This window comes from Streptomyces melanogenes, assembly GCF_014649795.1.
GTDB lineage: Bacteria > Actinomycetota > Actinomycetes > Streptomycetales > Streptomycetaceae > Streptomyces > Streptomyces noboritoensis.
Map to the genome: position 1 here is coordinate 1 of NZ_BMTS01000013.1, position 24,985 is coordinate 24,985.

The following is a 24,985-nucleotide window of genomic DNA, read 5'->3' on the forward strand; positions in this document are numbered from 1 at the left end:
CAGCATGATCCGCCGATACATCATCTGGCGAAACCGTCACGCCGACGACCGGCGCCTACGCGCCGTCGTCGACAGGGCAAACGTCGCCTGATACGGCACTAGGTGGGGGACCCAGGGCCCTGGGAGCGGACCGCAAGACGGCGCGGGGACCGACTCCCCGCACATACGGCGAAGGGATGAACCATGACCGGACAACCCGCGTACGAGTTCGTCAGCGCGGCAGCCTGCCGTGACCCGAAGGTCGACAACTGCATGGAGGTGGCGACCAACATTCCCGGCGTCGTCGCACTCCGGGAGAGCGCCGTTCCCGGCGTCGTGATCGAGACGACCCCGGAACGCTGGGCAACGTTCGTGGAAGCCGTGCGCACGGGAGAATACGACCTGAGCGCATGACCTAGGAGGCGTCCGTGGAGCCCTGCCCCCGCTGCGGCAGCGAGAGCACGCCCGACCCGGAGAACGGGCTCCTCTGGTGCTTCCGATGCCTCTGGTTCTTCCGGACCGATCCGGACCAGTGCAGAGGCGGGAGCCGCCTGGAACGCTTCACGAACACCCGCGCGCCCTACCCGGTGCGCAAGCACTGAGAGCCCCGGCTCCCCCGCCTCTCCCAATGGCGGAGGCGCCGGGGCTTTCCGCTGCCCCGTGAGCCGCCAGAACGGCCGTTCGTCCCGGACAATGGGTCGTGTGTTGGAGATGACGCGCGACGCCTTCGAAGAGCTGGTCAGTGACGCTCTGGACAAGATCCCGCCGGAGCTGACCAGGCTGATGGACAACGTGGCCGTGTTCGTGGAGGACGAACCCGACGCCTCCGACCCGGAGCTACTGGGGCTCTACGAGGGGACTCCGCTCACCGACCGTGGCGAGTGGTACGCGGCCGTGCTGCCGGACCGGATCACGATCTACATGGGCCCGACCCTGCGCTACTGCGAGACCACCGAAGACGTGGTTCACGAGGTCTCCGTGACAGTGGTCCACGAGATCGCCCACCACTTCGGCATCGAGGACGAACGGCTCCACGAACTGGGCTGGGGCTGATCCGGGGCGGTCTGCTCAGGCAGCAGAAGCCACCCGAACGGGCGAATCCCCCCTCGAAGAGGTGTGCGACGGGATATCGTGCACGACGGTCACCTCGGTCTCGGCGACCACGTCCTCGCGCGACTCGCACATCCGCAGGGTGGGGCCCCGGTAGATGGTGATCCGGTCGGGGAGCACGCCCGCGTACCACTCGCCGCGGTCGGTGAGCGGAGTCCCCTCGTAGAGCCCGAGCAGCTCGGGGTCGTCGGGGGCGGGCTCGTCCTCGACGAACACGGCGACGTTGTCCATCAGCCGCGTCAGCTCCGGCGGGATGCGGTCCAGCGCCTCGGCGACCAGTTCCTCGAACTCCTCGCGCGTCATCTCCAGCACGCGGCCATTGTCACGCATGGGGCGCGGGCCCGCCCCGGCCCGCGCCCCGCGCGCGAGCCCCCACCGGCCGCCGACGGGCCCCGACCGGCCCCCGGGAAACCGTTTTGGCGATAGCTCCCCGCATCCCATATGCTTCTCACGTCCCCGACGCGCTGCGAAGCGCGCAGGTGGGCCCTTAGCCCTCATCGTCTAGTGGCCCAGGACGCCGCCCTTTCAAGGCGGTAGCACGGGTTCGAATCCCGTTGGGGGCACGCTTTACCGTGTGCGAGACTAGTGCTCGCACATTGCTTGGTCCTGTGGAGCAGTTTGGAGTGCTCGCCACCCTGTCAAGGTGGAGGCCGCGGGTTCAAATCCCGTCAGGACCGCTGAAGTTCCGCGAGGAACTTCGTGGCTGGGTAGCTCAGTTGGTACGAGCGATCGCCTGAAAAGCGATAGGTCGCCGGTTCGACCCCGGCCCCAGCCACAAGAGAAGGGCCCCGTCCACTGGACGGGGCCCTTCCGCGTTCCTCACTCCGGCTCGCGCTCCCGGCCGCGCCAGCCGCGTACGCCCAGGACCAGCCCGGCCACCGCCACCACGGCCACGAGCAGCGCCCAGTCCGGGACGGCGTCGCCGAACGAGCGGGCCCACTTCTCCGCCGCGTACGAGTCGTCCACGTCGAGCAGCCCCGGCAGTGCCGTGGCCCCGTCGTACGCCAGGAACAGCGTGCCCAGGGCGATGAAGAACAGGCCCGACAGCAGCGAGGTGGTGTGCAGCTCGAAGCGGCCGAGCTTCACCACCCGGCCGCGCAGCCAGCGGCGACGGGCAAGGCCGAAGCGCTCCCACAGCAGCGCCAGCAGGAACAGCGGAGCCGCCATGCCCAGCGCGTACACCGCGAGCAGCAGACCGCCGTAGACCGGGCTGCCGCTGACCGCCGCCACCGTCAGGACGCTGCCCAGGATCGGCCCGGCGCAGAAGCCCGCCAGGCCGTAGACCGCGCCGAGCGCGTAGACCGAGGCGGCCGTGGTCGGGCGGATGCGGCCGGACAGCTCGGTCATGCGGCGGCTGGCGAAGCCCATGCCGAGGATCTGGGCGGCGCCGAGCGCGATGATCAGCCAGCCGCCGAAGAGGACGAGCTGGTCGCGGTGGCCGTAGAAGAGCCGTCCGGCGTACGAGCCCGCCGCGCCCAGCGGGACCAGGGTGGTGGCCAGGCCCGCGTAGAAGATGCCGGTGCGGGCGAGCAGCCGCGAGGTGGAGTCGATCGAGTACGCGAAGAAGGCCGGGAGCAGCAGTGCGCTGCACGGGCTGAGCAGCGCGAGCAGGCCGCCCAGGAACGCGGCCAGATAGCCGATGTCCGGGGTCACTTTCCGGTCCCCTTCGGGCCGGCGGTCCGCGCGGCCTTGTACGTGGCCGCCTCGTCGATGGCCTGCGCGAAGGTGTCCAGCGGCTGGGCCCCGGCCAGCGGGCGGCCGTTGACCACGAACGACGGCGTGGAGGTCGCGCCCAGCCCGTACGCCTCGTCCTGGTCCTTCTTCACCGCCGCCTTCGCCGCGTCGCCGTCCGCGTCCCGTACGAAACGGTCCAGGTCGGCCACGCCCGCCTCCTTCGCGAGCTCGCGCAGCCGGTCCGCGCCGAAGCCCTTCTCCTTGGCGCCCTTGGCGTACGCCGCCGTGTGGAACTGCCAGAACCGGCCCTGCTGCCCGGCCGCCCAGGCCGCGCGGGCCGCGGCCTCCGACTCGGCGCCGAAGATCGGCATGTTGCGCCATTCGATGCGCAGGGTGCCCGCGTCGACGTACTTCTTCACCAGCGCGGGCTCGGTGTCGCGGGCGAACTTGCCGCAGTACGAGCACTTGAAGTCGGCGTACTCGACCATCACGACGGGCGCGTCCGCGCGGCCCTGGGCCAGCGGGTCCTTGGCGTCGCGCCGGGCCAGCTTCTCCAGCTCGGGGAAGGTCCCGGCGGGCGGCTCGACGGCGTCGGAGGAGGCGGCGGAGTCGCTCTTCTGAGAACCGGGGGACGTCGCCTGGTAGGAGGCGACACCGAGCACGACCGCGGCCGCGACCACCGCGGCACCGATCACGAACGGCTTCTTGGACTTGGCCTTCGGCTTGGCCTTGGACGCAGGGGTGCCCTGGGACTTGGACATACGGGTCTCCGTGTACGTACCGCGACAGCGCGGGCTGCGGCGGGAAAAGGGAAGGGGAAAGGGACGGCCGGTCGTGGTGACCGGCCGCCTAGACCCTCAGTACGGAGAGCTCGACGGGTGTGGGGGCGGCGAGGGTGGGGCCGCGTACCGGCGGGGTGCGGTGCTCGGCGGCCTGCGCGGCGAGCGCGGCCGGGGCGATCCGCTCCCCCACGGCCGGGGCCTGGTCATACGCGGTACGGGCCCGCACCGGCGCGGCCGGGTCGCCGCCCTTGTCCTGCTTGCCGCCCTGCTTGCAGCCGGGCGAGCTGTCGGAGAGCACGGAGACGGCCGCCGGGGCGTGCGCGCTGGACGCCACCGCCGGCGACGGCCCGCACAGCAGCACCGTCACCACCCCGAGCACCATCAGCAGCACGGCCGCGAGGCGGCGGTGCGGGGCGTGGGTGCGGGGCATGCCCGAAATGGTACGGGCGCGGCGGGCCCCCGCCGAAATGCGTTCGCCACTGCCGCGCGGCGGGTGAGATCCTGAATCAGGTATGTCTACTTCCTTTGCCGATCTCCAGACCCTGCTGGCCGAGATCTCGCTGCGTGACGCCCATCGGCTCGGCCGCCGTCTGGAAGGCGCCCGCCGCATCAAGAAGCCCGAGGCCCGGCAGGCCGTGCTCGACGAGATCGCCGCCGAGGCCGCGAAGTCCGCCGAGCGCGTCGCCCGGCGGGCCTCCCGCATGCCCGAGGTCACCTACCCCGAGCAGCTCCCGGTCAGCCAGAAGAAGGACGCGATCCTGGAGGCGATACGGGACCACCAGGTCGTGATCGTCGCGGGTGAGACCGGCTCCGGCAAGACCACCCAGATCCCCAAGATCTGCATGGAGCTGGGCCGGGGCGTGCGCGGCATGATCGGGCACACCCAGCCCCGCCGGATCGCGGCCCGCACGGTCGCGGACCGGATCGCGGACGAGCTGAAGACCCCGCTCGGCGAGGCGGTCGGCTGGAAGGTCCGGTTCACCGACCAGGTCGACCAGGACGCGACCTTCGTCAAGCTGATGACGGACGGCATCCTGCTCGCGGAGATCCAGACGGACCGCGAGCTGCGCGCGTACGACACGATCATCATCGACGAGGCCCACGAGCGGTCCCTCAACATCGACTTCCTGCTGGGCTATCTGGCCCAGCTGCTGCCCAAGCGCCCCGACCTGAAGGTCGTCATCACCTCGGCGACCATCGACCCCGAGCGCTTCTCGCGCCACTTCGGGGACGCGCCGATCGTCGAGGTCAGCGGCCGTACGTATCCGGTCGAGGTGCGCTACCGCCCCCTCCTGGAGGAGGACTCCGAGGACGCCGACCGCGACCAGATCACCGCGATCTGCGACGCCGTCGACGAGCTCCAGTCCGAGGGCCCCGGCGACATCCTGGTCTTCCTCTCCGGCGAGCGCGAGATCCGCGACACGGCGGACGCGCTCAACAAGAAGAACCTCCGGTTCACCGAGGTGCTGCCGCTGTACGCGCGCCTGAGCCACGCCGAGCAGCACCGCGTCTTCCAGCAGCACTCCGGGCGCAGGATCGTTCTCGCGACCAACGTCGCCGAGACCTCCCTGACCGTCCCGGGCATCAAGTACGTGATCGACCCGGGCACCGCCCGCATCTCCCGCTACAGCCACCGCACCAAGGTGCAGCGGCTGCCCATCGAGGCGGTCTCGCAGGCCAGCGCCAACCAGCGCAAGGGCCGCTGCGGCCGTACCAGCGACGGCGTCTGCATCCGGCTGTACTCGGAGGACGACTTCCTCTCCCGGCCGGAGTTCACCGACGCGGAGATCCTCCGCACCAACCTGGCCTCCGTCATCCTCCAGATGACCGCCGCCGGGCTCGGCGACATCGAGAAGTTCCCCTTCATCGACCCGCCGGACCACCGCAACATCCGCGACGGCGTCCAGCTCCTCCAGGAGCTGCACGCGCTGGACCCGGCGGAGAAGGACCCCCGCAAGCGGCTGACCCCGATGGGCCGCAAGCTCGCGCAGCTGCCGGTCGACCCGCGGCTGGCCCGGATGGTCCTGGAGGCCGACAAGAACGGCTGTGTCCGCGAGGTCATGGTCATCGCGGCCGCGCTCTCCATCCAGGACCCGCGCGAGCGCCCGTCCGACAAGCAGACGCAGGCCGACCAGCAGCACGCCCGCTTCAAGGACGAGACCAGCGACTTCCTCGCCTTCCTCAACCTGTGGCGGTACGTCCGCGAGCAGCAGAAGGAGCGCGGCTCCTCCAGCTTCCGCCGGATGTGCAAGCAGGAGTACCTGAACTTCCTGCGCATCCGGGAGTGGCAGGACATCTACTCCCAGCTGCGCACGGTCGCCAAGACCATGGGCATCCACCTCAACGAGGAGGACGCCCCCGAGCAGTCCGTGCACACCTCGCTGCTCGCCGGTCTCCTCTCGCACATCGGGCTCAAGGACACCGACAAGAACGAGTACCTGGGCGCCCGCAGCGCCAAGTTCGCGATCTTCCCGGGCTCCGCGCTCTTCAAGAAGCAGCCCAAGGTCGTCATGTCCGCCGAGCTCGTGGAGACCTCCCGCCTGTGGGCGCGGGTCAACGCGAAGGTCGAGCCCGAGTGGATCGAGCCGCTCGCCCAGCACCTGGTGAAGCGCACCTACAGCGAGCCGCACTGGGAGAAGGACCAGGCCGCGGTGATGGCGTACGAGAGGGTCACGCTGTACGGCGTGCCGATCGTCGCCAACCGCAAGGTGAACTACGGCCGCATCGACCCGGAGGCCTCGCGCGAGCTGTTCATCCGCAACGCGCTGGTCGAGGGCGACTGGCGCACCCACCACAAGTTCTACGCCGACAACCGCAAGCTCCTGACCGAGGTCGAGGAGCTGGAGCACCGGGCCCGGCGCCGGGACATCCTGGTCGACGACGAGACGCTCTTCGACTTCTACGACCAGCGGGTGCCCGAACACGTCGTCTCCGGCGCCCACTTCGACTCCTGGTGGAAGCACAAGCGCCACGACGAGCCGGAGTTCCTGGACTTCGAGCGGGAGATGCTCATCCGGGAGTCGGCGCTCGCCGTCACCAAGGACGACTACCCGGACAACTGGCGCCAGGGCCGGCTGAAGTTCAAGGTCACCTACCAGTTCGAGCCGGGCGCGGACGCGGACGGTGTGACCGTCCACATCCCGCTCCAGGTCCTCAACCAGGTCACCGACGAGGGCTTCGACTGGCAGATCCCGGGCCTGCGCGGCGAGGTCGTCACCGAGCTCATCCGCTCGCTGCCCAAGCCGATCCGCCGCCACTACGTGCCCGCGCCGAACTTCGCGACGCGCTTCCTGGACACGGCCGTGCCGTTGCAGGAGCCGCTGCCGGTCACCCTGGCGCGCGAGCTCCAGCGGATGGTCGGGGTCCCGGTCACGGCCGACGACTTCGACCTGACGCGCGTCCCTGATCACTTGAAGATCACGTACCGGATCGTCGACGAGCGGCGCCGCAAGCTGGCCGAGGACAAGGACCTGGAGGCGCTCAAGCTCCAGCTGCGCCCCAAGGCCCGCCAGGCGCTCTCCCAGGCCGCCGCGGCGGCCGCGCCCTCGGGCGGCGTCTCCATCGAGCGCACGGGCCTCACGGACTGGACGATCGGCACCCTGACGAAGGTCTTCGAGACCAAGCGCGCGGGCCAGCCGGTGAAGGCGTACCCGGCGCTGGTCGACTCGGGCGAGACCGTGTCCGTACGGCTCTTCGACACCGAGGCCGAGCAGCAGCAGGCGATGTGGCGCGGCACCCGCAAGCTGATCCTGCTGAACATCCCGGTGAACCCGGCGAAGTTCGCCTCGGACAAGCTGACCAACCAGCAGAAGCTCGCCCTGTCCCGCAATCCGCACGGCTCCGTCCAGGCGCTCTTCGACGACTGCGCCATGGCCGCCGCCGACAAGCTGATCGCGGACCACGGGGGCCCGGCGTGGGACGAGGAGTCGTTCCGCAAGCTGTACGACAAGGTGCGCGCCGACCTGGTGGACGCGACCGTACGGACGGTGGGGCAGGTCCAGCAGATCCTGGCCGCCTGGCAGGCCTGTGAGCGCCGTCTGAAGGCCACGAACAGCCTGGTCCTGATCAACAACCTGCAGGACGTACGGGAGCAGCTGGCGGCCCTGATGCCGGCCGGCTTCGTGACCGCGACGGGGCTGCGCAGGCTGGCGGACCTGATGCGCTATCTGGTGGCGGTGGACCGGCGTCTGCAGCAGATGCCGACGTCCGTGCAGCGCGACACCACGCGCATGGAGAAGGTCCACGAGATGCAGGACGAGTACGCGTGGCTCCTGGAGCAGATGCCGCAGGGGCGGCCGGTGCCCCGGGAGGTCCTGGACATCCGCTGGATGATCGAGGAGCTGCGGGTGAGCTACTTCGCGCACGCCCTGGGCACCGCGTTCCCCGTCTCGGACAAGCGGATCGTGAAGGCGATCGACGCGGCGGTCGCCACGGCGAAGCCCTGACGGCGCCGTGACGGACCCATCGCCCTGAGTGAGTTCGACCTGACCAGCCGACCTGCTGTACAGTCTCTCTCGCAGCCAAGGAGCAAGCACAGGCTGCGAAACCTGGTCCTGTGGAGCAGTTTGGAGTGCTCGCCACCCTGTCAAGGTGGAGGCCGCGGGTTCAAATCCCGTCAGGACCGCAGTATCAAGTGGGCCCCGATTCTTAGGAATCGGGGCCCACTTGGCGTTTCCGGTCCGTTGGCCCTGCGGGCCACTTGGCTTTTGCGGCCGTCTTGACGGGGTCAACCGGCACCGGTACCCAGGGAGAAGGCAGCGGGCCCCACCCAGGAGGTGGCGCATGACGGCGTCGTCCGCGAGGCACGAGACCCGGGCGCTGCTGCGCGCCCATCTGTCGGCCGCCAGCGGCTACCGGCACGTCACCCGGCACTGCCCCGTCTGTTCGCGCCTCCTGAGGCTCGCCATGGAGCCCTCCGAGCCCGACCCCCTCCTCGCCCTCCCCGAGGCCCTCCCGGAGGCCCTCCCCGAGGACGAAAGTCCCGCCGAGCGGTGACCAATGGCGGGTCTCCCGCGCCCCGGACGGTGGCAGGCTCTGTTCAGAGGACGCTCACGGCGGTGTGACGGGAGTCACCGAACAAGTTTTGGGAACCGGGGAACTTACGCCGTGCCTACAACCTCCCAATTTAATATGTGCAATTGCACCACCCCTCCAGGCCTCCGCGGCAAGCTCCGCGAAGCATCCCCAGACGGTCCGGACCGGCCCGGACCGGGGCATAGAAAAGACCGCGCTGGACCCGGCGGAGTCCAGCGCGGCCGATGACGACGGGCCCGTTGGGGCAGGCCTGGCGTCAGTGGAGCTATGGGGTGGGCGACCGGGGTGGGGGCCCCGGAATGCCCGTTATCGGGGTGTTGTTCAGGCCTCGCTACGCTGCTGCGGAATACCCGCCAGCAGCGCACGGACCTCTGCTTCGCGGTACCGGCGGTGCCCACCCAGCGTGCGGATGGACGTGAGCTTGCCCGCCTTCGCCCAGCGGGTGACCGTCTTCGGGTCCACGCGGAACATCGTGGCAACCTCAGCCGGGGTCAGCAGCGGCTCGGCATCAGGGGTGCGAGCGGTCATGAGCGGCCTCCTCGGGAGAACCGAACCTTCTCGGTTCTTTCCTCTAAATTCTGCACCTTGACCCGCGTTGCCCGAAATGGCGGACGCGAGCCGAGTCGGTTATAGGACGAACGGCTTGTCCTCGGCACTACAACTACACCATCTGTCCAGCCACGTCGGCCAAACCGATGGAATTGCCCTCCCAGGTGTTCATCAGCGACGGAAGCCGATGGACCATGCCATAGCGGACAGTCACGCCACAGTGACGATCAGTCACAGAGCGATCAGGAGTCATCAGACCCCCCATAGCAGGCAATACCAAGCAATCCGCCCGTAGTTGGACGGAAGGAGCCCTCCCCGGACTCCTTGTCCTATTTTGGCACGAGGGTGGGGGATCGACGCAAGGGCCCAGTAAGTGCGGTCCGTCACGCTTGGGGCAAAGGCCCGGATCAGGACCTACGTCCCGACCACACGGCCGGAACGTCACTCAGCCGTACGAAGAGGCTCACCCGAACGGGGCAGCGCGCGGCGCCTGCCGACGCCCCCTCAGTCCGACGGTCCCTCAGTTCGCGAGCCGGCGCTCCCTGACGGCCCGCCAGCGCTCCGTGAAGCGCTCGTACGCCCTGGCCGCCCCCGCGCCGTCCCCGGCCCGCAGCGCGGCGATCCCCTCGGTCACGTCGGCCGCCGAGCGGTCCTCCTCCAGGCGCGCCGGCGGCAGCGCGTGCACCAGGCCCCCGTAGTCGAGCTCCACCAGCGAGCGCGGATGGAACTCCTCCAGCCAGCGCCCCACCTCGACCAGCCCCTCGGTCAGGGGCCCCTCGTCGATGTGGTCGCGCAGCGTCCGAAGCGCCCGCGCGAGGCGGCGCCGGGCCTGGACCATCGGGGTGCGGTAGCGCAGCACGGGTGCCGCGCCGCTCTCCGCGCGGACATACTCCCGCTCTTCGTCCGAAAAGACTGTGAACCAGCTCACAGGGACGTGCCAGACCGCCGTGAGGATCCACGGCCGGGCGTCCGGGTTCCGCTCCCGCCACCGCTCGTAGTCCGCCGCGGCCTGCCGGCGCACCACCGGCGGCAGCAGCGCGTCCAGCACCGGCTCGGGGAACTGGCCCGCCAGCTCCTCCAGCGCCTGCCAGCCGCGCAGCCGGGTCCGCCACGGGCAGACGCACACCACCCCGTCGAGCTGCGCCACGAACGCGTCCGCGCTCTCGTGGACCGGCACCGCCACCGGCGGCGTCGGCACCAGATCGGCCAGCGCGCGCCGGAGTTCGTCCTGGGCACCCGGGGTGCGGCCGCGCTCCGCGTAGCGGGCCCAATGGCCGCGCTCCGGTTCGGGGAAGGCCGCCAGCGGCTCGTACACCCGGAGATAGGACGCGTACGGGACGATCACCGAGGACACCACCGCCATGCGTCGAATCGTCCCACGCGCGGGCGGGGCCGGAGGGTGATCCTGGGCACTGCGCCTGATCTACGGACGCGTAGGACTTACTCTGCTCCCAGCGCGGCCCCGGGCGGGCCGCGACGCGGCCCGCCCCACCCACAAGCGGGCCGTCAAACGCCGCTTCGTACTTGGGAGTCACCACCGTGACCGATGTGACCGGCGACGCTGTCAGCTCAGCAGACGTTCTGCACACCCTGTTCCGTTCGGACCAGGGCGGCCATGAACAGGTCGTGCTGTGCCAGGACCGCGCCTCGGGCCTCAAAGCCGTCATCGCCATCCACTCCACCGCCCTGGGCCCGGCCCTCGGCGGAACGCGCTTCTACCCCTACGCGAGCGAGGCCGACGCCGTCGCCGACGCGCTCAACCTCTCCCGCGGCATGTCGTACAAGAACGCCATGGCCGGACTCGACCACGGCGGCGGCAAGGCCGTGATCATCGGTGACCCGGAGACCGTCAAGACGGAGGAACTCCTGCTCGCCTACGGGCGGATGGTGGCCTCGCTCGGCGGCCGTTACGTGACGGCGTGCGACGTCGGCACGTACGTGGCGGACATGGACGTCGTGGCGCGCGAGTGCCGGTGGACGACCGGCCGCTCCCCCGAGAACGGCGGCGCGGGCGACTCCTCCGTGCTCACCGCCTTCGGCGTCTTCCAGGGCATGCGGGCCAGCGCCCAGCACCTGTGGGGCGACCCGACGCTGCGCGGCCGCAAGGTCGGCGTCGCGGGCGTCGGCAAGGTGGGCCACTACCTGGTGGAGCACCTGGTGGCGGACGGCGCCGAGGTCGTGATCACCGACGTGCGTGAGGAATCGGTACGCCGGATCCTCGACAAGCACCCGGGCAGCGTCACCGCGGTCACCGACACGGACGCGCTGATCCGGGTGGAGGGGCTGGACATCTACGCCCCCTGCGCGCTCGGCGGCGCTCTGAACGACGAGACCGTCCCGGTGCTCACCGCGAAGATCGTGTGCGGCGCGGCCAACAACCAGCTGGCGCACCCTGGTGTCGAGAAGGACCTCGCGGACCGCGCGATCCTCTACGCGCCCGACTACGTGGTCAACGCCGGTGGCGTGATCCAGGTGGCCGACGAGCTCCACGGCTTCGACTTCGACCGCTGCAAGGCGAAGGCCGCGAAGATCTTCGACACCACGCTGGCCATATTCGCACGTGCGAAGGAAGACGGGATTCCGCCGGCCGCCGCGGCCGACCGGATCGCCGAGCAGCGCATGGCCGAGGCGCGCAAGCGCTGACGCCCTCCGGCACCCGATCCGCCGACCGGCGAGAGAAGACTCACGCCGGTCGGCGGGTCGGACGCCAAGAAGAGGTTAAAATCGCGGTTGACCAGCGAGGAAGGGGCTCCTTGCGGGTTCTGCGAAGTGGCACGTCATGCGGGCGGCGTACCGTATGGCCGCGGAAGCAGGTACCGTTGAAGCCCTACGGACACGGTCTCTCCACGGAGAGCCCGTTCCGACTCATGAACGCGTGTCAAGACTCTGGGGCCGTTGAGCCCCGTCACCGAGGGGGTCGAGCCATGGGGCGCGGCCGGGCAAAGGCCAAGCAGACCAAGGTCGCCCGCCAGCTGAAGTACAGCAGCGGCGGGACTGACCTGTCGCGTCTGGCCAACGAGCTGGGCGCATCGACTTCGCAGCCGATCTCGAATCAGCCGCCGAATGGCGAGCCGTTCGAGGACGACGACGAGGAAGACGACCCGTACGCCCGCTATGCGGAGCTGTACAACAGCGACGACGATGACGAGGACGAGGAGTCCGGTCCGTCGGCGCAGCGTCGCGGAGCTTGACGCGCGCACGTCTTCATAAGCCTTCGGGTATCGCAGCGATCGTTTTCGCTGCTCACAGCACCACCGACCCGGTCCGGGGCCTCAGCCCCGGACCGGGTTCTGTGCTGTCCGCGGGGACCTACTTCGCGTAGTCCCCGGTGAGCTCGGCGCCGGTCGTACGGTCGCCCCGCTCGGTGATCCGGCCCGCGACCCAGGCGTCCACGCCCCGGTCCGCCAGCGTCGTCAGCGCCACGTCCACCGAGCCCTCGGGGACGATCGCGATCATGCCGACGCCCATGTTCAGCGTCTTCTCCAGCTCCAGCCGCTCGACCTGGCCGACCGTGCCCACCAGGTCGAAGACCGCGCCCGGCGCCCAGGTCGAGCGGTCGACCGTGGCGTGCAGGTGGTCCGGGATGACCCGGGCCAGGTTGTTGGCGAGGCCGCCGCCGGTGACATGGCTGAAACCGTGTACCTCGGTGGTACGGGTCAGGGCCAGGCAGTCGAGCGAGTAGATCTTGGTCGGCTCCAGGAGCTCCTCGCCCAGGGTCCGCCCGAACTCCTCGACCTGCTGCTCCAGCTTCATCTTCGCCCGGTCGAAGAGCACGTGCCGGACGAGTGAGTACCCGTTCGAGTGAAGTCCGGACGACGCCATGGCGATGACGACGTCACCCGTGCGGATGCGATCCGCGCCGAGCAGCTGGTCGTACTCGACGACGCCCGTACCGGCCCCGGCCACGTCGAAGTCGTCCGGGCCGAGCAGGCCCGGGTGTTCGGCGGTCTCGCCGCCGACCAGGGCGCAGCCCGCGAGGACACAGCCCTCGGCGATGCCCTTCACGATGGCGGCGACCCGCTCGGGGTGCACCTTGCCGACGCAGATGTAGTCGGTCATGAACAGCGGTTCGGCGCCGCACACGACGAGGTCGTCGACGACCATGCCGACGAGGTCGTGGCCGATCGTGTCGTACACGCCGAGGCGGCGGGCGAGGTCGACCTTCGTGCCGACGCCGTCGGTCGCGGAGGCGAGCAGCGGGCGCTCGTAGCGCTTGAGGGCGGAGGCGTCGAAGAGACCGGCGAAACCGCCGAGGCCACCGAGCACCTCGGGGCGCTTGGTCTTCTTCACCCACTCCTTCATCAGCTCGACGGCGCGGTCGCCCGCCTCGATGTCGACGCCCGCGGCTGCGTAGCTGGCACCAGTGGTCTCAGACATGACAGTGAGAACTTTCGTGTCGTACTGCAGGGTTCGTGCGGGCGCCTACGGGCGGCGCAGCGCGTCGGCCGCGGCCGTGGCGGCGGGGCCGGCCGCGAGCTCGGTCTCCAGGAGCTGCTTGCCGAGCAGCTCGGGGTCCGGGAGCTCCATCGGGTAGACCCCGTCGAAGCAGGCGCGGCAGAGGTTGTCCTTGGGGATGGTGGTCGACTCGATCATCGCGTCGGTCGAGATGTACGACAGCGAGTCGGCGCCGAGCGACGTGCCGATCTCCTCGATCGTCATGCCGTTGGCGATCAGCTCGGCGCGGGTCGCGAAGTCGATGCCGAAGAAGCACGGCCACTTGACCGGCGGGGACGAGATCCGGATGTGGACCTCGGCGGCCCCGGCCTCGCGGAGCATCTTCACCAGCGCGCGCTGGGTGTTGCCGCGGACGATCGAGTCGTCCACGACCACCAGGCGCTTGCCCCGGATGACTTCCTTCAGCGGGTTCAGCTTCAGACGGATGCCGAGCTGGCGGATGGTCTGCGAGGGCTGGATGAAGGTCCGGCCGACGTAGGCGTTCTTGACCAGGCCCGAGCCGTACGGAATGCCGCTGGCCTCCGCGTAGCCGATGGCGGCAGGGGTGCCGGACTCCGGAGTCGCTATCACCAGGTCGGCCTCGACAGGCGCTTCCTTGGCGAGTTTCCGCCCCATCTCGACGCGCGAGAGGTACACGTTGCGACCGGCGATGTCGGTGTCGGGACGCGCCAGGTACACGTACTCGAAGACACAGCCCTTGGGCTTCGCTTCCGCAAATCTCGACGTGCGCAGACCGTTCTCGTCGATGGCGACGAGCTCGCCCGGCTCGATCTCGCGGACGAAGCTGGCGCCGCAGATGTCGAGGGCGGCGGTCTCGGACGCGACCACCCAGCCGCGCTCCAGGCGGCCGATGACCAGCGGGCGGATGCCCTGCGGGTCACGGGCGCAGTAGAGCGTCTGCTCGTCCATGAAGACCAGCGAGAACGCGCCCTGCACCTGGGGAAGGACCTTGGCGGCCGCCTCCTCCACGGTGAGCGGCTTGCCGTCGTCGTCGGTCTGCCCCGCGAGCAGGGCGGTGACGAGGTCGGTGTCGTTGGTGGCGGCGACCTGGGTCGCGCGACCGTTCTCCTTCGGCAGCTCGGCGACCATCGCCGCGAGCTGCGCGGTGTTCACCAGGTTGCCGTTGTGGCCGAGCGCGATCGAGCCGTGGGCGGTCGCCCGGAACGTCGGCTGCGCGTTCTCCCACACGGAGGCACCCGTGGTCGAGTAGCGGGCGTGACCGACCGCGATATGACCCTGGAGGGAGCCGAGAGAGGTCTCGTCGAAGACCTGGGAGACAAGCCCCATGTCCTTGAAGACGAGGATCTGGGAGCCGTTGCTGACCGCGATTCCCGCGGATTCCTGGCCCCGATGCTGGAGGGCGTAAAGCCCGAAGTAAGTGAGCTTGGCGACCTCTTCACCCGGAGCCCAGACGCCGAAGACGCCGCAAGCGTCCTGGGGGCCTTTCTCGCCGGGGAGCAGATCATGATTGAGTCGACCGTCACCACGTGGCACGCCACCGAGTGTAGGCGAGATCGACCACTGGTCCGAATTGGGGATACGGACGAGGCGGGGGTGGTGGGCGGTTTGTGGCATCTGCCGGACGGGGTGGAGCAGGGCTTTTCCCGCCAGGGCGGGAAAAGGCCGGGGAAGGGCCCGGTCGGGAAATGTGACGGACGTCGCGCGGGGCCCGGCGGGAACCCGGCAGGAAGTCACCTGACGTAGCCATATGACCACCTCGGCCGGGCCGCGTTTTCAGCGGGAAAGCACCGGCAGGAGTGCGGAGAGGTCCGCCCGCTCCCCGCTCGCCGAAACCCGCCCCCCGTCCCGCTCGTCCGCCCACGCCCGGCGCCCGGCGGCGAGCCGGAGCCAGGTGAGCGGGTCGGTCTCCACGACGTTCGGGGGCGTGCCGCGGGTGTGCTTGGGGCCCTCGACGCACTGGACCACGGCGTACGGCGGGATCCGGACCTCGACCGAGCCGCCCGGCGCCTTCACCGCGAGCGCGTCGGCGAGCAGCCGGGTGCAGGCGGCGAGCGCCTGGCGGTCGTACGGGATGTCGAGGCCCGGCACGGCGTCGTTCAGGTCGTCGGTGTGGACGCAGAGCTCGACGGTACGGGTGACCAGGTAGTCGGCGAGCGTCATGGTGCCGAGGACGGTCCTGACGAGCCGGGTGTCCTCGGCGTCCGGGAGCAGCCGCTCGGTGCGGGTGGCTACGTCGGCGTAGAGGGCGGCGAGGTCGGGGCGGGTGGTCTCGGCACCGGCGCCTGTGGCGGTGGCGAACGGCCACTGCGGCAGGGTGACCTCCGGGCGGCCGGGGGTGGGCGCGGGCTCGGCCAGGTTCCGGGCGACGACGTCCACGGCCCGCGCCAGGTGCGCGGCGAGGTCGTACACGGTCCAGCCCGCCAGCCGGGTCGGCCGCCCCAGCACATCGGGCGCGAGCCGCGCGACGGCTTCGCGTACGTGCGTGAACTGGGCGAGGACGGCGGTGCGGGTCTTCGCCGGGTCGTAGCTGCGGGAGCGCTTCTTGGCGGGAGGCATGCCCTGGAGCGTAGGCGGTGTGGTCGTCTGCGGGCCGGTGGTGGGCTGAGCGCGCAGTTCCCCGCGCCCCTAAAGCGTCGGTCGTCTGCGGGCCGTCCCCAACTGGTCGCGCAGTTCCCCGCGCCCCTTAGATGCCGCTGCGCGGCAATCCCCGGGGCGGCCCGAAGGGGTGCTCTTAGGGGCGCGGGGAACTGCGCGACCAGCCCACCACCGGCCCGCAGACGCGCTACCGGCGCTACCGCCTCGTCGCGTAGTCGCCCAGACCATGCTCGACCAGGTCGAACGCCCGGGCACCCAGACGCGCGGCGTCCGGGGCGATGGAATCCACCGGTTCGCCGAGCAGCAGCCGGCGGTGGTTCTCGCTGACCAGCGTCGCCCGCGTGCCCATCAGTTGGGCCGCCGCGACCCGGGCCATCAGCAGATCCCCGGTCTCCTCGGCCAGCACCTCCGCGACCAGCTCGGAGCTGCGGACGAGGGCGGCGTGGGCGCGGGTGAGCAGGACCGGGGTGTCCATGATCAGCCGGGTCAGCTGGATCACCAGGGGCTCGCCGTCGAGCCCGATGGAGGCGTCGCGCTCCTCCACGGCCGTCAGATAGTGGCGGCGCACGGCGGCGACAGCGGACTCCCCGGGGGCCCGGTCGCGTACCGCCTTGGCGACGTCGTCGGTGTGCTCCTCGAGCGGCCGGAGGACCAACTCCTCCTTGGTGGCGAAGTGGTTGAAGACGGTCATCTTCGACACCTCGGCCGCCTCGGCGATCTCGGCGACCGAGACCTTGTCGAAGCCGCGCTCGGCGAAGAGCTCCAGCGCGGTGGCCATCAGCCGCCGCCGGGTCTGGAACTTCTTGCGCTCGCGCAGCCCCATACGAGCCAGTGCCACCTCGTTCGCCATGGCCCCACTGTAGCAGCGTGCATGTACCGGGATGAATTTTGATCCTGGATGAAAAGTTGACTCAGTACATGAAGAGGGTCCATGGTGGTGCCACAGCCGGTGGGCGGCCCGCGACGGGGACCGCCGCCCCGCGCTCTGCGCCCTGGAGGGGGAATCCACCATGTCCAAAACCCTGAGCACAGCCATGCCGAAAACGGCCCCGCCGACCGGGAAGGCGGAGGCGGGCGCCCCCGCGATGTCGGCCGTCCAGCGCCGGATCGGCTTCGCCGTCTGCCTGGTCACGATCCTGCTCGCGGTGCTCGACACCAACATCGTGTCGGCGGCGACCGTCCCGATCGTGAGCGACCTCGACCCGGTCCACGGGATGGACAAGATCCCGTGGCTGATCAGCTCGTTCGCGCTCGCCTCGGCGGCGGTGCTGCCGCTGTACGGGAAGCTCTGCGACACGATCGGCGCCAAGAAGGTCTTCGTGGGCGCCATCGCCACGTTCCTGGCCGGCTCGGCGCTGTGCGGGGCGGCCCAGTCCATGGGCGAACTGATCGCGGCCCGCGCGGTCCAGGGCGTCGGCGGCGGCGGGCTGATGAGCGTGACGATGGTGGTGATCGCGCAGCTCGCGGGCGGCGGGGACGGTGCGGGCCGGGGCAAGGGCGGCAGCATCGGCGGGGTCGTGGCCGGGGCCGGGATGGCGCTCGGCCCGTGGCTCGGCGGCACGCTAGCCGACCACGCGAGCTGGCGCTGGATCTTCTACGTGAACCTGCCGGTCGGGATCGCCGTCCTCGCGGCGGCGGTGGTCGTCCTGCGCCTCCCGGTCACCCCGGTCCGCCACCGCATCGACTTCCTCGGCGCGGCGCTCGCCGCGGCCTTCTCCGTCTCGCTGCTGCTGATGACGGAGTGGGGCGGCAAGGACTACGCCTGGACCTCGCCGCAGGTCCTCGGCCTCGCGGCCGCGTCCGTCGTCTCGCTCGCCCTGTTCCTGCGCCGCCAGACCACGGCGGCCGAGCCGATCCTGCCGCTGTCGATGTTCAAGGTCCCCGCGGTCCGGCTCGGCTTCGCCATCCAGGCGCTGGTCGGCGCGGCGATGATGGGCACGCTGGTGTACGTGATGATCTACCTCCAGGTCGTCCGGGGCGTCGAGGCCACCTCGGCGGGCCTGTACCTCATCCCGATGGCGATCGGCATGACGGCCGTCGGCCTCGCCTCGGAGCGGCTGGCGGGGCGCGGCTGGTCGCAGAAGACGTTCGTGCTGACGGGTACGGTCGCGGCCGCGGCGGCGCTGGGGCTGCTCGCCACGACGCACGTCTCGACGAACCTGTGGCAGATCCGGGCCGAACTGCTCCTGATGGGCACGGGGTTCGGCCTGCTCATCGGCCAGCTGATCCAGATCGTGCAGGCCGCTGCGCCGCCGCGGCAGTTGGGTATCGCGACTACGGGGACGCGGTTCTTCCAGACGCTGGGGAATGCGCTGGGGGCGGCGGTGTTCGGGACGATTCTGAGCCGGGTGTACGAGGCGTCCGGGCCGGGGGGTTCGACGAGTGCGCTGGGCACGCTGCGGGGCGCTGCACGGTCGGACGGCGTCCAGGCGCTCACATCCGGGATGGATGTGGTGTTCGTGGTGGGAGCGGTACTGATGGCGACGGCGGCGTACTTGGCCACGCGCCTGCCGTCCCCGACACCGGGGGTCTGATCCCCCACCCCACCCCTTCCCGCTGTGACATTTACGGCTCCGCCGCGTGGCCTCCGGGGGTGGGAGGGGGCTTCGCCCCGGGGCCGGTGTTTTCTGCGGGCCGTCCCCAACTGGTCGCGCAGTTCCCCGCGCCCCTAGGAGCGCCCCGAAGGGGCGCATTTAAGGGGCGCGGGGAACTGCGCGAGCAACCCGCCACCGGGTCGCAGACGACGAACCCCGCCCCCCACCCGGCCGCCCGCCAGTGGGCTTTCGGGAAGGGGCGGGGTGGGGTCAACTCACGCCAGCAGCGACGGGATCGTCGCCTCGTGCACCTGACGCAGCTCGGCCAGCGGCACGCTGAACTCGCCCTGGAGCTCCACCGACTCACCGTCGATCACGCCGATCCGCGTCGCCGGAAGGCCCCGCGCCCCGCACATGTCAGTGAACCGGAGCTCCTCGCTGCGCGGCACCGCAACCACCGCACGGCCGGCCGACTCGCTGAAGAGGAACGTGAAGGCCGACAGGCCATCGGGGACGACCAGACGCGCCCCACGCCCACCGCGCAGGCAGGACTCGACCACGGCCTGCACCAACCCACCGTCGGACAGATCGTGCGCCGCATCGATCATGCCGTCACGCGAAGCGGAGATCAGGATCTCGCCCAGCAGCTTCTCCCGGTCCAGATCCACCCGCGGCGGCAGACCGCCCAGGTGGTCGTGGATCACCTGGGACCACGCCGACCCGCCGAACTCCTCCCGCGTATCGCCCAGAAGGTACAGCAGCTGCCCCTCCTGCGCGAACGCGATCGGCGTACGCCGCGTGACGTCGTCGATCACACCCAGGACCGCGACCACCGGCGTCGGGTGGATGGCGGTGTCCCCGGTCTGGTTGTAGAGCGAGACGTTGCCGCCGGTCACCGGCGTACCGAGCTGGAGGCAGCCGTCCGCCAGGCCGCGCGTGGCCTCCGCGAACTGCCACATCACGTCCGGGTCCTCGGGCGAACCGAAGTTGAGGCAGTCGGAGATCGCGAGGGGCTTCGCACCCGACGCGGCCACGTTCCGGTAGGCCTCGGCGAGCGCGAGCTGCGCACCCGCGTACGGGTCGAGCTTCGCGTACCGGCCGTTGCCGTCCGTCGCCATCGCGACACCGAGGTTCGACTCCTCGTCGATGCGGACCATGCCCGCGTCCTCGGGCTGCGCCAGCACCGTGTTGCCCTGCACGAACCGGTCGTACTGGTCCGTGATCCAGGACTTGGAGGCCTGGTTGGGGGAGCCGACCAGCTTCAGGACCTGCGCGCGCAGTTCCTGAGGCGTCGACGGCCGCGGCAGCTTGCCCGCGTCGTCCGCCTGGAGGGCGTCCTGCCAGGAGGGGCGCGCGTACGGACGCTCGTACACCGGGCCCTCGTGGGCCACGGTCCGCGGCGGTACGTCCACGATCTGCTCGCCGTGCCAGAAGATCTCCAGGCGCTCGCCGTCCGTCACCTCACCGATGACCGTGGCGATGACGTCCCACTTCTCGCAGATCTCCATGAAGCGCTCGACGTACTGCGGCTCGACGACCGCGCACATCCGCTCCTGCGACTCGCTCATGAGGATCTCCTCGGGCGAGAGCGTCGCGTCGCGCAGCGGGACCGTCTCCAGGTCCACCCGCATACCGCCGGAACCGGCCGAGGCCAGCTCCGAGGTGGCGCAGGACAGGCCCGCGCCGCCCAGGTCCTGGATGCCCGCGACCAGCTTCTCCTTGAAGATCTCCAGGGTGCACTCGATGAGGAGCTTCTCCTGGAAGGGGTCACCGACCTGGACCGCCGGGCGCTTGGCCGGGCCGGTCGACTCGAACGTCTCCGAGGCCAGGACCGACACACCGCCGATGCCGTCGCCGCCCGTGCGGGCGCCGTACAGGATCACCTTGTTGCCGGGGCCGGACGCCTTCGCGAGGTGGATGTCCTCGTGCTTCATCACGCCGATGCACCCGGCGTTGACCAGCGGGTTGCCCTGGTAGCACTCGTCGAAGACGACCTCGCCGCCGATGTTCGGCAGGCCGAGGCAGTTGCCGTAGCCGCCGATGCCCGCGACCACGCCCGGCAGGACGCGCTTGGTGTCGGGGTGCTCGGCCGCACCGAAGCGCAGCGGGTCGACGACCGCGACCGGGCGGGCGCCCATCGCCAGGATGTCGCGGACGATGCCGCCGACACCGGTGGCCGCGCCCTGGTAGGGCTCGATGTACGAGGGGTGGTTGTGGGACTCCACCTTGAACGTGACCGCGTAGCCCTGGCCGACGTCGACGACGCCCGCGTTCTCGCCGATGCCGACGAGCATCGCGTCGTTCTCGGGGACCTTCTCGCCGAACTGGCGCAGATGGACCTTGCTGCTCTTGTACGAGCAGTGCTCCGACCACATCACGGAGTACATGGCGAGCTCGGCGCCGGTGGGGCGGCGGCCCAGGATCTCGCGGATCCGGGCGTACTCGTCCTCCTTGAGGCCGAGCTCCTTCCAGGGCTGCTCGACGTCGGGCGTCCCGGTGGCGTGCTTGACGGTGTCGAGGCTCATCAGGCGTTGACCAGCTTCTTGAGGATCGAGGTGAAGAAACCGAGGCCGTCGGTGCCGCCGGTGCCGATCAGCGGCTCCACGGCGTGCTCCGGGTGCGGCATCAGGCCGACGACGTTCCCGGCGGCGTTGGTGATGCCGGCGATGTCGCGCAGCGAGCCGTTCGGATTGAAGTCCAGGTAGCGGAAGGCCACGCGGCCCTCGGCCTCCAGCTCGTCGAGCGTGCGCTCGTCGGCCACGTACCGGCCGTCCATGTTCTTGAGCGGGATGCTGATCTCCTGCCCGGCCGTGTAGTCGGCCGTCCAGGCGGTCTCCGCGTTCTCCACCCGCAGCTTCTGCTCGCGGCAGATGAAGTGCAGGTGGTTGTTGCGGAGCATGGCGCCCGGCAGCAGGTGCGACTCGGTCAGGACCTGGAAGCCGTTGCAGATGCCGAGGACCGGCATCCCCGCCTTCGCCTGGTCGATGACCGTCTCCATCACCGGCGAGAAGCGGGAGATGGCTCCGGCCCGCAGATAGTCGCCGTAGGAGAAGCCGCCGGCCAGGACGACCGCGTCGACCTGCTTGAGGTCCTTGTCGCGGTGCCACAGCGACACCGGCTCGGCACCCGCGATCCGCACGGCCCGCAGGCTGTCGCGGTCGTCGAGCGTCCCGGGGAAGGTGACGACACCGATGCGAGCAGTCACTTGGACTCCTCGACCTTCACGGTGAAGTCCTCGATGACGGTGTTGGCGAGGAACGTTTCGGCCATCTCGTGGATGCGGGCGAGGGCGGCCTCGTCGAGGGGCCCTTCCACATCCAGCTCGAAACGCTTCCCCTGGCGGACGTCCGCGATCCCCTCGAAGCCGAGACGGGGCAGTGCACGCTGCACCGCCTGTCCCTGCGGGTCGAGGATCTCCGGCTTGAGCATGACGTCGACTACGACGCGTGCCACTGGCACTCCCGTGGTGGTGTGGTGCGAAGGCGGTTCCCTCAGAGTACCCGGCCGGAAAATCTACGCGAGTAGATATCGGAGGCGTCCGATCACGTTCCGGTTTCGGCCGCGACAACACGTGGGAAAAATCCCGGGAAAAACGGTCCACGCACATTGCGATCGGACACGCGGATGCAATTGGCTGGGCTTCACAATGCAATGCCTGCCGCTGTACAAAGGTTTCTCAGGGGAAACCCGTGCGAAACAGCATTGCTCCAAAACCGCCGGAAGGCCGGGATCGCCGCACGTCAGACACGTGGGAACGGCGGACCGTAGGAAGGAACCGATATCCGTGGCTCAGCGCGTAGTGGTCACGCTCTCCGACGATCTGGACGGCGGAGAAGCGGCGGAAACCGTCACGTTCGGCCTGGACGGGAAGGCCTACGAGATCGATCTCAATCCCGCCAATGCAAAGAAACTGCGCAAGGCCCTCGCCCCGTACGTCGAGGCGGGCCGCAAGCAGTCGAAGTCCGGGAAGACGTTCCGGCACACGGCCGTCGCCCCCGATCCGGCGGCGGTCCGCGCCTGGGCCCGGTCGAACCAGATGGAGGTGCCCTCCCGGGGCCGCATCCCCAAGAAGGTCTACGAGGCCTTCGGCGCCGCGGTCTGAGGGCGCCGCACGAGGAGCGGGGCCGGGGCCCCGGACTGGCGGCCCCGGCAACCGAGTTGCATTGCACCCGGGGTGATCAGCTAGAGTCTGGAGCACGCCGAGGGGCGAGGCCGAAAGGCCGAGTCCCCAGCAGCGTGCGGGTGTAGTTCAGTAGCAGAACATCCCCCTTCCAGGGGGAAGGCGCAGTGTGCAATTCCTGTCACCCGCTCTGCATCGCTTACCAACCACTCTTGTGGATCAGGTACAGTGGTGTTCGCAACCGCAGGTGAGAGCCGAGCGGCAGCAATGCGGACGTGGCTCAGTTGGTAGAGCATCACCTTGCCAAGGTGAGGGTCGCGAGTTCGAATCTCGTCGTCCGCTCAGTGAAAGAAGCCCCCGACCTCCAGGTCGGGGGCTTCTTCGTATCCCCGCCGCTCCCGCTGACATTTGTCATGCCGAGCGATGACACCGCGCACTGCCCCCGGCCCCCGTCCCGCGGAACGCTGGACGCATGCCAGATGTGATCGAGGTCGAGGAGCTGCGGCGCACCTACGCCGGGGGCTTCGAGGCCGTTCGTGGAATCTCCTTCTCCGTGGCGCGCGGCGAGCTCTTCGCGCTGCTCGGCACCAACGGCGCCGGCAAGACGTCCACCGTCGAGCTGCTCGAAGGCCTCGCCCCGCCGAGCGCCGGATCGGTGCGGGTGCTCGGCCACGACCCGTACACCGAACGCGCCGCCGTGCGCCCCCGCACCGGGGTCATGCTCCAGGAGGGCGGCTTCCCGTCCGAGCTGACGGTGGCCGAAACCGTACGGATGTGGGCGGGATGCACCAGTGGCGCCCGGCCCGTCGGCGAGGCGCTGGAGCTCGTCGGGCTGGCCCGGCGCGCGGACGTCCGCGTCAAGCAGCTGTCCGGCGGCGAGAAGCGGCGGCTCGACCTCGCGCTCGCCCTGCTCGCCCGGCCCGAGGTGCTCTTCCTCGACGAGCCGACCACCGGCCTGGACGCCGAGGGCCGCCACACCACCTGGGAGCTGGTCCGCGAACTGCGGGACGCGGGCACCACCGTGCTGCTGACCACCCACTACCTGGAGGAGGCCGAGGCGCTCGCCGAGCGGCTCGCGATCCTCCACGAGGGGCGCATCGCCGCCGCCGGGCGCGTGGACGAGGTGGTCGCCGCCCAGCCCTCGCACCTCTCTTTCGACCTGCCCGAGGGCTACCACCTGGGCGACCTCCCGCCGCTCGGCCCGCTCGGGGTCACCAGCCACGAGACCGAGGGCCGGACCGTACGGCTGAAGACCACCGCGCTCCAGCACGCCGCCACCGAGCTGCTGCTGTGGGCCCGGGACGGCCGCGTCGAGCTGCGCGGCCTCGACATCCGGGCCGCGTCCCTCGAAGAGGCCTTCCTGCACATCGCCCGGGAACAGGAGTCCACCCGATGAGCACCACCACGGCCGCCGCCGGCACCCCCGCCTCGCGGATGAAGGCGCTGGCCCGCGCCGAACTCACCCTGCTCGGCCGCAACAAGGCCGCGATGTTCACCGCGCTGGTGCTGCCCGCGATGCTCACCTTCTCCATGAGCTCGGCCGTCGGCGGCATGGACCTGGAGGAGAGCGGGCTGACCGTCGGCACGGTCCTGCTGCCCGGCTCGCTCGGCTACGTCCTGCTCTTCGCCGTCTACTCGGCCCTGGTCGGCGTCTTCGTCGTACGCCGTGAGGAGCTCGTCCTGAAGCGGCTGCGCACCGGCGAGCTGCGGGACCGCGAGATCCTCGCCGGGGCCGCGCTCCCGGCGGTGGCGCTGGCGTTCGTGCAGTGCGTGCTGCTCGCGGCGGGGTGCACCGTCGTGCTGGACATGGCCGCGCCCCGCGCGGTGTGGCTGGCGGTCGCCGGGCTGCTGCTCGGCGCGGCGCTGATGTGCGTCCTCGCGGCGGCGACCGCCGCGTTCACCCGCTCCGCCGAGGGCGCGCAGATCTCGGTGATGCCGATGCTGCTGTTGTCGATGGTGGGCTCCGGCATGGTCGTTCCGCTGGACGTCATGCCCGACATGATGGCGTCGGTCTGCGAACTGCTGCCGCTCTCCCCGGCGATCGCCCTGATCAGGGGCGGCTGGACCGGCGCGCTCGACACCGGCGAACTGCTCGGCCACCTCGGTACGGCGGTGGCCTGGACGCTGCTCGGCGTGTTTGCTGTACGCAAGTGGTTCCGCTGGGAACCACGGCGCTGACACAGGGGGATGAC

Annotated in this window: 23 protein-coding genes, 6 tRNA genes and 1 pseudogene; 17 read left to right on the forward strand and 13 right to left on the reverse strand. The window is 70.2% G+C overall.

What is annotated here, in order from left to right:
- The 3 genes and pseudogenes from IE252_RS44165 to IE252_RS26110 all read left to right on the forward strand — a co-directional run.
- Positions 1–91 (forward strand): annotated as a pseudogene (locus tag IE252_RS44165) (transposase); the annotation flags it as partial.
- Positions 92–183: 92 nt separating this feature from the next.
- Positions 184–393, forward strand: coding sequence for a DUF397 domain-containing protein (locus tag IE252_RS26105; protein WP_190091923.1), 210 nt, complete (start codon positions 184–186; stop codon positions 391–393).
- Between the two features lie 288 nt (positions 394–681).
- Positions 682–1,032, forward strand: coding sequence for a metallopeptidase family protein (locus tag IE252_RS26110; RefSeq protein WP_190091924.1), 351 nt, complete (start codon positions 682–684; stop codon positions 1,030–1,032).
- A 15-nt stretch (positions 1,033–1,047) separates the two neighbouring features.
- Here the strand turns inward: IE252_RS26110 and IE252_RS26115 are convergent, their stop codons facing one another.
- Positions 1,048–1,401, reverse strand: a complete 354-nt coding sequence (locus IE252_RS26115; RefSeq protein ID WP_190091925.1) for a metallopeptidase family protein — start codon at positions 1,399–1,401, stop codon at positions 1,048–1,050.
- A 178-nt stretch (positions 1,402–1,579) separates the two neighbouring features.
- Here IE252_RS26115 and IE252_RS26120 point away from each other — a divergent pair.
- The 3 genes from IE252_RS26120 to IE252_RS26130 all read left to right on the forward strand — a co-directional run bounded on the left by IE252_RS26120 (position 1,580) and on the right by IE252_RS26130 (position 1,864).
- Positions 1,580–1,652 (forward strand) — tRNA-Glu (locus tag IE252_RS26120).
- 39 nt (positions 1,653–1,691) lie between these two features.
- Positions 1,692–1,766, forward strand: a tRNA-Asp gene (locus IE252_RS26125).
- Between the two features lie 24 nt (positions 1,767–1,790).
- A tRNA-Phe gene (locus IE252_RS26130) sits at positions 1,791–1,864 on the forward strand.
- A 44-nt stretch (positions 1,865–1,908) separates the two neighbouring features.
- Here the strand turns inward: IE252_RS26130 and IE252_RS26135 are convergent.
- The 3 genes from IE252_RS26135 to IE252_RS26145 form a co-directional block, all read right to left on the reverse strand.
- Positions 1,909–2,742: a cytochrome c biogenesis CcdA family protein gene (locus IE252_RS26135; protein WP_190091926.1), complete on the reverse strand. Its 834-nt coding sequence runs from the start codon at positions 2,740–2,742 to the stop codon at positions 1,909–1,911.
- A complete protein-coding gene (locus IE252_RS26140) occupies positions 2,739–3,524 on the reverse strand; it encodes a DsbA family protein (RefSeq protein WP_190091927.1) in 786 nt (261 codons plus the stop codon). Before IE252_RS26140 ends, IE252_RS26135 begins: the two co-directional genes overlap by 4 nt.
- A gap of 88 nt (positions 3,525–3,612) precedes the next feature.
- Positions 3,613–3,975 (reverse strand): hypothetical protein, encoded by a 363-nt coding sequence (locus IE252_RS26145; RefSeq protein WP_229848800.1) that lies wholly within the window; start codon positions 3,973–3,975, stop codon positions 3,613–3,615.
- An 82-nt stretch (positions 3,976–4,057) separates the two neighbouring features.
- Here IE252_RS26145 and hrpA point away from each other — a divergent pair, with 82 nt between their 5' ends.
- The 3 genes from hrpA to IE252_RS26160 all read left to right on the forward strand — a co-directional run bounded on the left by hrpA (position 4,058) and on the right by IE252_RS26160 (position 8,540).
- The gene (hrpA, locus tag IE252_RS26150) at positions 4,058–7,990 is read left to right on the forward strand and encodes an ATP-dependent RNA helicase HrpA (protein WP_190091928.1); all 3,933 of its coding nucleotides are present in this window, start codon (positions 4,058–4,060) and stop codon (positions 7,988–7,990) included.
- Positions 7,991–8,094: 104 nt separating this feature from the next.
- A tRNA-Asp gene (locus IE252_RS26155) sits at positions 8,095–8,169 on the forward strand.
- Positions 8,170–8,327: 158 nt separating this feature from the next.
- Positions 8,328–8,540 carry a DUF6274 family protein gene (locus IE252_RS26160; protein WP_190091929.1) on the forward strand — a complete coding sequence of 71 codons (213 nt, stop codon included), beginning with the start codon at positions 8,328–8,330 and terminating at the stop codon, positions 8,538–8,540.
- Positions 8,541–8,900: 360 nt separating this feature from the next.
- Here the strand turns inward: IE252_RS26160 and bldC are convergent, their stop codons facing one another.
- Positions 8,901–9,107: a developmental transcriptional regulator BldC gene (bldC, locus tag IE252_RS26165; RefSeq protein WP_003949541.1), complete on the reverse strand. Its 207-nt coding sequence runs from the start codon at positions 9,105–9,107 to the stop codon at positions 8,901–8,903.
- Positions 9,108–9,648: 541 nt separating this feature from the next.
- A complete protein-coding gene (locus IE252_RS26170) occupies positions 9,649–10,491 on the reverse strand; it encodes a DUF8083 family protein (protein WP_190091930.1) in 843 nt (280 codons plus the stop codon).
- Positions 10,492–10,667: 176 nt separating this feature from the next.
- On the opposite strand from IE252_RS26170, the gene IE252_RS26175 reads away from it, so the two are divergent.
- Complete coding sequence (locus IE252_RS26175) at positions 10,668–11,771, forward strand: Leu/Phe/Val dehydrogenase (protein ID WP_190091931.1); 1,104 nt, start codon at positions 10,668–10,670, stop codon at positions 11,769–11,771.
- A 281-nt stretch (positions 11,772–12,052) separates the two neighbouring features.
- A complete protein-coding gene (locus IE252_RS26180) occupies positions 12,053–12,319 on the forward strand; it encodes a DUF3073 domain-containing protein (RefSeq protein ID WP_190091932.1) in 267 nt (88 codons plus the stop codon).
- A gap of 118 nt (positions 12,320–12,437) precedes the next feature.
- Here the strand turns inward: IE252_RS26180 and purM are convergent, their stop codons facing one another.
- The 4 genes from purM to IE252_RS26200 form a co-directional block, all read right to left on the reverse strand.
- Positions 12,438–13,505, reverse strand: a complete 1,068-nt coding sequence (gene purM, locus IE252_RS26185; RefSeq protein ID WP_190091933.1) for a phosphoribosylformylglycinamidine cyclo-ligase — start codon at positions 13,503–13,505, stop codon at positions 12,438–12,440.
- A 45-nt stretch (positions 13,506–13,550) separates the two neighbouring features.
- On the reverse strand, positions 13,551–15,077 hold the full coding sequence (purF, locus tag IE252_RS26190) for an amidophosphoribosyltransferase (RefSeq protein WP_190091934.1): 1,527 nt from the start codon (positions 15,075–15,077) through the stop codon (positions 13,551–13,553).
- Positions 15,078–15,317: 240 nt separating this feature from the next.
- Positions 15,318–16,100, reverse strand: coding sequence for a maleylpyruvate isomerase family mycothiol-dependent enzyme (locus tag IE252_RS26195; RefSeq protein ID WP_190091935.1), 783 nt, complete (start codon positions 16,098–16,100; stop codon positions 15,318–15,320).
- A gap of 235 nt (positions 16,101–16,335) precedes the next feature.
- Entirely contained in the window at positions 16,336–16,989 is a 654-nt protein-coding gene (locus IE252_RS26200; protein WP_190091936.1) for a TetR/AcrR family transcriptional regulator, read from the reverse strand.
- Positions 16,990–17,224: 235 nt separating this feature from the next.
- Here IE252_RS26200 and IE252_RS26205 point away from each other — a divergent pair, with 235 nt between their 5' ends.
- Positions 17,225–18,673: an MFS transporter gene (locus IE252_RS26205; RefSeq protein WP_190092144.1), complete on the forward strand. Its 1,449-nt coding sequence runs from the start codon at positions 17,225–17,227 to the stop codon at positions 18,671–18,673.
- A gap of 275 nt (positions 18,674–18,948) precedes the next feature.
- Here IE252_RS26205 and purL read toward each other — a convergent pair whose 3' ends face one another.
- The 3 genes from purL to purS are packed head-to-tail and all read right to left on the reverse strand — an operon-like array spanning position 18,949 to position 22,126.
- Entirely contained in the window at positions 18,949–21,198 is a 2,250-nt protein-coding gene (gene purL, locus IE252_RS26210; RefSeq protein WP_190091937.1) for a phosphoribosylformylglycinamidine synthase subunit PurL, read from the reverse strand.
- On the reverse strand, positions 21,198–21,878 hold the full coding sequence (gene purQ, locus IE252_RS26215) for a phosphoribosylformylglycinamidine synthase subunit PurQ (protein WP_190091938.1): 681 nt from the start codon (positions 21,876–21,878) through the stop codon (positions 21,198–21,200). The genes purL and purQ overlap by 1 nt, the downstream gene beginning before the upstream one ends.
- Positions 21,875–22,126, reverse strand: coding sequence for a phosphoribosylformylglycinamidine synthase subunit PurS (gene purS, locus IE252_RS26220; protein ID WP_067162360.1), 252 nt, complete (start codon positions 22,124–22,126; stop codon positions 21,875–21,877). The genes purQ and purS overlap by 4 nt, the downstream gene beginning before the upstream one ends.
- Before the next feature lie 331 nt (positions 22,127–22,457).
- Here purS and IE252_RS26225 point away from each other — a divergent pair, with 331 nt between their 5' ends.
- The 5 genes from IE252_RS26225 (at position 22,458) to IE252_RS26245 (ending at position 24,971) form a co-directional block, all read left to right on the forward strand.
- Positions 22,458–22,775 (forward strand): histone-like nucleoid-structuring protein Lsr2, encoded by a 318-nt coding sequence (locus tag IE252_RS26225; protein ID WP_190091939.1) that lies wholly within the window; start codon positions 22,458–22,460, stop codon positions 22,773–22,775.
- A 136-nt stretch (positions 22,776–22,911) separates the two neighbouring features.
- Positions 22,912–22,983, forward strand: a tRNA-Gly gene (locus IE252_RS26230).
- A gap of 79 nt (positions 22,984–23,062) precedes the next feature.
- Positions 23,063–23,135: transfer RNA gene (locus IE252_RS26235), tRNA-Gly, on the forward strand.
- A gap of 130 nt (positions 23,136–23,265) precedes the next feature.
- Entirely contained in the window at positions 23,266–24,189 is a 924-nt protein-coding gene (locus tag IE252_RS26240) for an ABC transporter ATP-binding protein (protein WP_190091940.1), read from the forward strand.
- Complete coding sequence (locus IE252_RS26245; RefSeq protein ID WP_190091941.1) at positions 24,186–24,971, forward strand: ABC transporter permease; 786 nt, start codon at positions 24,186–24,188, stop codon at positions 24,969–24,971. Before IE252_RS26240 ends, IE252_RS26245 begins: the two co-directional genes overlap by 4 nt.
- Positions 24,972–24,985 lie beyond the last annotated feature (14 nt).

Coding starts and splice junctions, on each gene's coding strand:
- IE252_RS26105 (WP_190091923.1), top strand. CDS start 184: ATGACCGGACAACCCGCGTACGAGTTCGTCAGCGCGGCAGCCTGCCGT.
- IE252_RS26140 (WP_190091927.1), bottom strand. CDS start 3,524: ATGTCCAAGTCCCAGGGCACCCCTGCGTCCAAGGCCAAGCCGAAGGCC.
- IE252_RS26145 (WP_229848800.1), bottom strand. CDS start 3,975: ATGCCCCGCACCCACGCCCCGCACCGCCGCCTCGCGGCCGTGCTGCTG.
- hrpA (WP_190091928.1), top strand. CDS start 4,058: ATGTCTACTTCCTTTGCCGATCTCCAGACCCTGCTGGCCGAGATCTCG.
- IE252_RS26160 (WP_190091929.1), top strand. CDS start 8,328: ATGACGGCGTCGTCCGCGAGGCACGAGACCCGGGCGCTGCTGCGCGCC.
- bldC (WP_003949541.1), bottom strand. CDS start 9,107: ATGACCGCTCGCACCCCTGATGCCGAGCCGCTGCTGACCCCGGCTGAG.
- IE252_RS26170 (WP_190091930.1), bottom strand. CDS start 10,491: ATGGCGGTGGTGTCCTCGGTGATCGTCCCGTACGCGTCCTATCTCCGG.
- IE252_RS26180 (WP_190091932.1), top strand. CDS start 12,053: ATGGGGCGCGGCCGGGCAAAGGCCAAGCAGACCAAGGTCGCCCGCCAG.
- purM (WP_190091933.1), bottom strand. CDS start 13,505: ATGTCTGAGACCACTGGTGCCAGCTACGCAGCCGCGGGCGTCGACATC.
- IE252_RS26195 (WP_190091935.1), bottom strand. CDS start 16,100: ATGCCTCCCGCCAAGAAGCGCTCCCGCAGCTACGACCCGGCGAAGACC.
- IE252_RS26200 (WP_190091936.1), bottom strand. CDS start 16,989: ATGGCGAACGAGGTGGCACTGGCTCGTATGGGGCTGCGCGAGCGCAAG.
- IE252_RS26205 (WP_190092144.1), top strand. CDS start 17,225: ATGTCGGCCGTCCAGCGCCGGATCGGCTTCGCCGTCTGCCTGGTCACG.
- purL (WP_190091937.1), bottom strand. CDS start 21,198: ATGAGCCTCGACACCGTCAAGCACGCCACCGGGACGCCCGACGTCGAG.
- IE252_RS26240 (WP_190091940.1), top strand. CDS start 23,266: ATGCCAGATGTGATCGAGGTCGAGGAGCTGCGGCGCACCTACGCCGGG.
- IE252_RS26245 (WP_190091941.1), top strand. CDS start 24,186: ATGAGCACCACCACGGCCGCCGCCGGCACCCCCGCCTCGCGGATGAAG.